This is a genomic window from Halomonas sp. BC04, from assembly GCF_000568385.1.
Map to the genome: position 1 here is coordinate 1 of NZ_AZQX01000039.1, position 5315 is coordinate 5315.

Consider the following 5315-nt stretch of genomic DNA (forward strand, 5'->3'; position numbering starts at 1 on the left):
TTTTACAACCTATTATATGGGTATGCTTGACCATACCGGAACGCATGTTGATGCGTTATCGCATAATAATCCAGAGGGTGCGACTATTGATAAAATGCCTGTGGAAATGTTCATGGGGAAAGCCGTATGCCTTGACCTCAGGCATATACCGGATAGAGGTGAGGTGACAAGAGAAGATATGGAAGCCGCTGAGAAGGAAGCTGGTGTAAGAGTAGATGGGCATATCGTGCTGATGTGTACCGGTCTAAATGCAAGGCACTGGCCGAATGATTCTGTCTGCAATAACAACCCGCAAATCAGTGCGGGTGCTACTCATTGGTTACATGAGCGCGGCTCGAAAGTGCATGGTGTGGAAGGGCCGTCAACAGATCGTGTCGATGAAAATCTCTTTATTAACCACAGGATCTGTCGTGATCTGGAGATGGTCCATTATGAGTGGCTGTGGAATCTGGAGGAGGTGATAGGAGTCGGTGAATTTCAATTTCAAGGTATACCGCTGCGTATCAAGGGGGCTTCAGGCTCACCGGTGAGAGCGTTGGCCTTCATCGATTGAAACGTTGCGGTAGGCTATAACAGATAGAGATATCGGAGTGTGATTATGTACAACAAAAAGAAGTTCGCTATTGCAGCATTAGCCGCTGGTGTGGTTGCTTATGGACAGTCAGCATTGGCAGAAATCAATCTCAGAGCAATCGGAATTGTATCGACCCATCTTCACCATACTGAGTTGGAAAAAGAATTTTATGCGAATCTGGCAGATACGACAGGGCTTGATATTTCAGTCAACTTCAATCCGCTGGATGTAGTGGGTGTCAACATGCAGGATACTCTTCGGCTCGTACGCAGCGGAGCCTTTGATGTCGTTGAAACCACGATTGGCTCTGCTGCCCGAGACGATCCCTTTGTTGAAGGCCTTGACCTGATTGGTGTGTCACCAGACATCGACACTTTAAAGGAAGTCGTTGAGGTATATCGCGCACCACTTGAGGAGCGTGTCGCTGAGCGGTTCGGTGCTAGAGTGATGAGCCTATGGCCCTTCGGCCCCAAGTGTTTTTCTGTAAGGGTGATGTCGACGGCGTCCAGGACCTTGACGGCCTGCGAGTACGTTCCTACACGCCGAGCATGTCAGCACTTGTGGAATATCTTGGGGCTACACCCGTCACCATGCAGTTTGCGGAGGTCTACCCTGCACTTCAGCGTGGTGTCGCCGAATGTGCTGTGACCTCTCCCACATCAGCCAATACCGGCAACTGGCCCGAAGTTACAGACTCTCTGCTGATGCATGGCATCAGCTGGTCGGTGCAAGGGCACTTCATGAACCTCGATACCTGGAACAGGCTGTCCCCGGAAGCCCAGGTCGCGCTGGACGCTGCTTACCAGGAGCTGGAAGACCGGTTCTGGGACATGGCCAGAAACCTGACTGACGATGCGGTTAACTGCACCATTGGTGGTGACGATTGCCATGGCTACAACCCTTTCAACATGACATTGAAGGAGCCCAGAGAAGCTGATATTCAGCTTGTCAATGAGGCTGTCGAGGCCGTAGTCCTTCAGACTTGGGGAAATACCTGTAATAACAACTATCCTGAGTGCTCACGTATCTGGAACGAAACGGTTGGTGAGCTACGTGGATTAACCATCGAATAAATGTATTTTAACCCTGGCCGGCCCATGGTTTGTCCATGTGGCCGGTCGAATAGGGAGGTGGATCATGCGGGACAAAAACTATCTAAAACCGCTTGAAGGCCTAATAAATATAGCAGCCATTGCCTGTGGTTATGCTGCTCTTGGCCTGAGTTTTTTGATTGGCTATGAGATATTGGCAAGAAGGTTTCTTTCACACTCGGTTCAGGGTGTCGATGAGATCGGAGGTTATGTGCTGGCGACTACGGCAGCTGTGGGCTTTGCTTCTGCACTCCTGTACAGGATGCACACTCGAATCGATGTCGCCATCGGGTATTTTCCAAAATTCGTCCAAGCGATTCTGAATACAATAGCAGCGGCTCTTTTTGCTGGCTTCGCTGTGTTCATGCTGCTGCGCGCCTGGGACTCACTCCAGGAAAGCATCGCATACACTAGTCGTGCCAGTACGCCACTGCAGACACCCCTGTGGATTCCACAATCATTATGGGTTGCAGGTATTGGCCTGTTCGCCTTGGTTGCCTGTGTCATGGCACTTCATAGCCTCTGGCTCTTGTCTCGCAAGCGAGTCGACAATATCAATAACATGTATGGCCCACCCTCCCTGCAAGATGAGATCGAAGAGCAGGTATCAGAGGCCAAGCGCACGCTTGATAAGGGAGAAAAACATGATTGATTTTGCAGGTGCAGCCATTGGCTTCGCCATCATGCTTGGCCTTATGGTGTTGGGTGTCCATGTGGCTGTGGCTATATTTCTTATTAGTGTATTGGGTGCGCTGGTCTATCTTGGCCCGCAACTAATAGGTACGTTCGGTACACAGCTTTGGTCGGTCATGAATAACTTTATCTTGACGGCTATTCCGTTATTCATCCTGCTCGGTGAGTTGTTGTTGCGTAGCGGAATTACCCAACGGATGTATCATGGTCTATCAGACTGGCTCGGACGTTTGCCAGGAGGGCTTCTGCATACCAATATCGGTGCGAGCGCAATGTTTGCGGCCGTTTCAGGTTCGTCGGTAGCAACAGCCGCTACTATCTCGACCGTAGCATTGCCCGAACTTAGGGAACGTCAATATAATGAAAGGCTTGTTTTGGGATCCATCGCTGCCGGTGCGACGCTTGGGATCCTGATTCCGCCCAGTGTTAATCTTATCATTTATGGCGCGTTGACCAGTACATCTATTGGCCGACTTTTTGCGGCCGGAATTGTGCCGGGCTTGCTCTTGGCCTCCCTGTTCATGTTGGCAATAATCGTTATCTGCAGCTTTTATCCAAAGCTGGCTGGTAATGCTATGGAAAGGCCAAGTTGGGCTAAGAAGATGGAAAGCCTCCGCCACCTTATTCCTCCCATGAGCATCTTTGCTGTCGTCATGGGCAGTATTTACTTGGGCTGGGCAACCCCCACCGAGGCGGCGGCAGTTGGTGTGATGATGGCTTTTGGCTTGGCTGCTTTCAATCGAGAACTCACTTTCAAGATGCTCCATGAAGCATTCCTCTCCACTGTGCGCACCACAGCCATGATACTTCTTATTATCATTGCAGCATTTTACTTGAAATTCATCATCGGTATTCTGGGTGTGCCTCAGGCTATGACGGCGTTCGTTGCTCAAATGGATCTCAGTGTATTGGGCTTCATTTTGGCTTTGATTGTCTTCTATCTGATTTTAGGGTGTTTTATAGAAACTCTATCCATGATGGTTGGTACTATTCCCATTGTATTTCCTGTCGTCGTCTTCATGGGAATCGATCCGGTCTGGTTTGGTATCTTCCTGGTGCTGATGATGGAGTTGGCGCTGATTACCCCACCGGTAGGTATGAATTTGTTCGTTGTTCAAGGTGTGCGCCGTACAGGGCCTGTGACGGATGTATTCATCGGTGTGTTGCCATTCATTCTAGTCGTGCTGTTGACAGTGGCCCTGATCATTGCTTTTCCAGCCATTGTCACGTGGCTCCCTTACAAGATTTTATGAAAAAGGGTTTTATGCATGGATACTTTAATGCTTTCCGCCCATGGTCTGCTGGATGAGCTGCACAGAGGCAGGGTTTCATCTCTCGATATTGTTGAGGCAAGCCTCGAGCGTATCGATGCACTCGATGATCGCCTGAAAGCCTTTATCGCTGTGGACGCTGAAGGTGCAAGGGCTGCGGCTCGCAAATCCGACCGTGAGCGTGCCTCGGGCAGCACGTTAGGTCTGTTGCATGGGTTACCCGTAGCGATCAAGGATGTGACGGCTACTGCCGGCCTTCTTACCACGCAGGGATCCAGGATCTTTGCAGACAATGTGCCCACTCAGGACGAGGAGTCAGTGGCGAGACTGCGTAAGGCTGGAGCGATCATCATTGGAAAGACCAACACACCCGAGTTTGCCTTCGGGGCAGTCTGCTCTAATGCCCTGCGTGGGCCTACTTGCAATCCTTGGGACACGCGACTGACCTCGGCCGGCTCGAGCGGTGGTTCCGCTGTAGCCGTAAGTACGGGGATGGTGCCCCTCGCACAGGGAACCGACTTCGGTGGTTCGGTTCGCACCCCTGCTTCCTTTTGTGGCTGCATCGGTTTGAGACCAACTCCGGGAATCATACCGGAGCCGCGGCGCGCACTAGGATGGAGCAGCCTTGCGACCCAAGGCGTGCTCGCGCGCAATGTGAAGGATGCCTCGTTGATGGTTTCGGTCATGGCCGGCATGCACCCCGGCGACCCGACATCTTTGAAGCCCTGCTGGCCGACAGGAGAGACGCGCAAGCCACGCGTTGCGGCATCGTTGACACTGAATGGAGCCTTTCGCGTCGATGACGAGGTGGGTGATGCCTTCTACCATGCTTGTCGGCAGGCTGAGCCTGTGTTTGGCACACTCCACGACGTCAAGCCTGACCTCGATGGGTCGCTCCAGGCCTTCAAGACGCTTCGTGCGGCCGAGTCATGGGTCAAGTTCGGCCGCATGGTCGATGAGCATGAAAATCAGTTGACCGAGTCCTACGTCTGGAATGTAAGACAAGGCCGGCATATCACGGCAGAAGAATACCTGAATGCGGAAATGGCCCGAACAAGGACGTGGAGGACTTTTCAGAGAATGTTCGAGAATGTCGACATCTTGCTGATGCCTGCCGCCAGTGTCATGCCTTTCCCGAATTCCCAAGGCGAGGTCATGACAGTCGGTGGCCAACCTTGCGAGAGTATTATCGACTACCTTGCCTGCACGTTCATCGTTTCCCTTGTCGGTTTTCCCGCCTTGTCGATTCCGGCGCCAAGAAAAGCCGACGAACTTCCTTTCGGTGTGCAGATGATCGCGCGCCCCGGCCAGGAGGCCATGCTCTTGCATGCGGCCCAGCTGATGGAAGAGGCAGGGTTCCAACATCAATGGCCACATTTGACTCCCAGCTAGAGGCATTCGTCATGAAGCTTTCAAGTGCTCAGTTGCGCGAAGCCTACTGGTGCATGAGCCGAACGAGCCAGCCTTTTTCTAATCCCACCTCATAGCGAGAGCCTACTGTCATGCAGCTAGATACCCTGATCAAGAACGGCCTGATCATCACCGCCGCCGATCGCTACCAGGCCGATATCGGCATCAAGGATGGGCGCATCGTCACCCTGGGCCACGATCTGGAGGCGCCGAGGAGGTGATCGACGCCGACGGCCTCTGGGTAATGCCCGGCGCATCGATGCCCACCTGTCATCT

6 protein-coding genes are annotated in these 5315 nt (G+C 52.4%); all 6 read left to right on the forward strand.

From position 1 onward, the window contains the following. Window positions 1-553, forward strand: a 553-nt coding sequence (locus Q427_RS02865; RefSeq protein WP_043510820.1) for a cyclase family protein, incomplete at its 5' end; no start/stop codon positions are given. Between the two features lie 476 nt (window positions 554-1029). Next, a complete protein-coding gene (gene dctP / locus Q427_RS30965) occupies window positions 1030-1647 on the forward strand; it encodes a TRAP transporter substrate-binding protein DctP (RefSeq protein WP_155833437.1) in 618 nt (205 codons plus the stop codon). A 64-nt stretch (window positions 1648-1711) separates the two neighbouring features. Further along, window positions 1712-2317, forward strand: coding sequence for a TRAP transporter small permease subunit (locus Q427_RS02875; RefSeq protein ID WP_051496078.1), 606 nt, complete (start codon window positions 1712-1714; stop codon window positions 2315-2317). Further along, window positions 2310-3611, forward strand: a complete 1302-nt coding sequence (locus Q427_RS02880; RefSeq protein WP_043510822.1) for a TRAP transporter large permease — start codon at window positions 2310-2312, stop codon at window positions 3609-3611. Before Q427_RS02875 ends, Q427_RS02880 begins: the two co-directional genes overlap by 8 nt. 27 nt (window positions 3612-3638) lie before the next feature. Next, the gene (locus tag Q427_RS02885) at window positions 3639-5021 is read left to right on the forward strand and encodes an amidase (RefSeq protein ID WP_197030477.1); all 1383 of its coding nucleotides are present in this window, start codon (window positions 3639-3641) and stop codon (window positions 5019-5021) included. A gap of 110 nt (window positions 5022-5131) precedes the next feature. Then, entirely contained in the window at window positions 5132-5260 is a 129-nt protein-coding gene (locus Q427_RS29660; RefSeq protein WP_197030478.1) for a hypothetical protein, read from the forward strand. Window positions 5261-5315: the final 55 nt, after the last annotated feature.

Excerpts from the sequence above, each read along its gene's own strand:
- dctP (WP_155833437.1), top strand. The coding sequence starts at position 1,030 with ATGGCCCTTCGGCCCCAAGTGTTTTTCTGTAAGGGTGATGTCGACGGC.
- Q427_RS02875 (WP_051496078.1), top strand. The coding sequence starts at position 1,712 with ATGCGGGACAAAAACTATCTAAAACCGCTTGAAGGCCTAATAAATATA.
- Q427_RS02880 (WP_043510822.1), top strand. The coding sequence starts at position 2,310 with ATGATTGATTTTGCAGGTGCAGCCATTGGCTTCGCCATCATGCTTGGC.
- Q427_RS02885 (WP_197030477.1), top strand. The coding sequence starts at position 3,639 with ATGCTTTCCGCCCATGGTCTGCTGGATGAGCTGCACAGAGGCAGGGTT.
- Q427_RS29660 (WP_197030478.1), top strand. The coding sequence starts at position 5,132 with ATGCAGCTAGATACCCTGATCAAGAACGGCCTGATCATCACCGCCGCC.